This is a genomic window from Glycomyces salinus (genome assembly GCF_016428645.1).
GTDB classification, from domain to species: domain Bacteria; phylum Actinomycetota; class Actinomycetes; order Mycobacteriales; family Micromonosporaceae; genus Glycomyces; species Glycomyces salinus.
Genome location: NZ_JAELXW010000182.1, coordinates 1 through 1,726, shown reverse-complemented (window position 1 = coordinate 1,726; position 1,726 = coordinate 1). Strand labels below are relative to the sequence as shown.

The following is a 1,726-nucleotide window of genomic DNA, read 5'->3' as shown; positions in this document are numbered from 1 at the left end:
GCCTTCCCCGAGTGCTGCGCCACCAACCGATAGAACACACCGGGCTCGGGGTAGGACGGGCCGGAGTCATCCGATATGGACAGTTCGAAGCGCCGCATCGTGACCGCGCCGCCGAGGGACTGCGTGGCGTAGTTGAAGATCGCGAACCGGTAGCCCATGAAGAACTGCCAGTCGCTCTTCAGCGTGAAGTCCGGTCCGAGGCGGGTGAAGTCGGTCCCGTTCGTGCTGTAGGAGAACTGGACCCGGCGGCCCGAACCGGGGCGGATGTCGGACTCGGCGCGCAGCCAGACGGTGTCTCCCGCCCCGGCCGCGTCGGCCGCCTCCGAACCGGTCGAGATCGTGTTCCAGTCGCCGTCCATCTCGAGGCCGTTCACCACGACCACCCGGCCGGCGCCGTTGTCACGTGCGACCCCGATCCAAGCCGAGGAGTCCCGCAGCATCGCCAGTCCGGCCCGGTCCCCGTCCCGCATCGACGAGCAGTCGAGCTCGATCGTGGCCGTGGAGGCGGGCCCCTGGATGCGATGGGTGATGGTGTTCCGCGCCCAGTACAGGTCGTCGGTGACTGTCGCGGTCTCCAGGCGCAGGCCGTCACCGGTGGACCAGCGGCCGTCGTCGGGATTGTGGTTCCACTCCCACTTGGGATGCAGGTCCGCCCCGCCGAAGGTGTCGACGCCGGTCAGCGGCTCGGTCTGGCGCGGCGCCAGGTTCGGGAACGGGTACTCCCGTCCCCACTCGCCGTTCACGGTCTGTACCTGCGGCCAGCCGTCGCCGGTCCAGGTGATCGGCGCCATGGTCGGAACCCGGCCGCCCGGGTAGGCGTCGGTGAAGGCCATGTAGTACCAGTCGCCGCCCGGGGTGTCGACCAGCCCGCCCTGGTGCGGCACGCCGCCGCCGTCGATCGGTCCGGGCAGGTCGAGGAGGAGCTCCCGCATCTCGTACGGTCCCCAGGGCCCGGATGTCGACTTGAGGACGTACTGGCCGTTGGCCGGCCGGGTCAGGAAGATGTAGTAGTCGCCGCCGATCTTGTAGAAGCGGGCGCCCTCGAGCACTCCCGGCGGATTCGGGGTCTGGAAGACCGCCTGGTCGCGGACTTCGCGGGTGGCGTCGGCCGAGAGCTGGGCGACGCGGATCTCGGTGTTGCCGTAGGCGACGTAGACGGAATCGTCGTCGTCGAACAGCAGCCCCGCGTCGAAGTACGACCGGCCGATCTGCGCGTGCCGACTCCAGGGGCCCTCGACCGAGTCCGCGGTGTAGATGTAGGAGGCGGCGAAGTCGATCTGTCCGATCCAGTAGAACCGGTCGTCGCTCGGGCGGTGGTTCAGTGAGGACGCCCAGATGCCGCGGACGTAGCCGCGGCCGCCGTCGAGGTCGTATTTGGACCCGAAGTCGAGCCGCGGCACGGAATGGCCGGCGAACTCCCAGTTGACCAGGTCCCACGAGCGCAGGACCGGGGCGCCGGGGGAGTAGTGCATCGTGGAGGCCGACAGGTAGAAGGTGTCGCCGACGCGGATGACGTCGACGTCGGCGAAGTCCTGCCAGACCACCGGGTTGGCGAAGGTCTGCTGGGCCCGGGCCCCGGCGGCGGGGATGTTCACGACCGAAGCCGCGAACACCCCCGCTCCGGTGGCCAGGACCGCGCGGCGGGTGCCGGTGCGATCAAGCCATGACATGTGAGATCACTGCCCCTCAGGCGAGGTTCCAGCGTTGGTTGTCGCCGCCGTGGCAG

At 69.4% G+C, this 1,726-nt stretch carries 1 protein-coding gene; it reads right to left on the bottom strand.

The features are described from left to right. The coding region (locus JFB92_RS24945) for a glycoside hydrolase family 43 protein (RefSeq protein ID WP_199044658.1) at nucleotides 1-1,670 on the bottom strand (1,670 nt) is incomplete at its 3' end. Nucleotides 1,671-1,726: the final 56 nt, after the last annotated feature.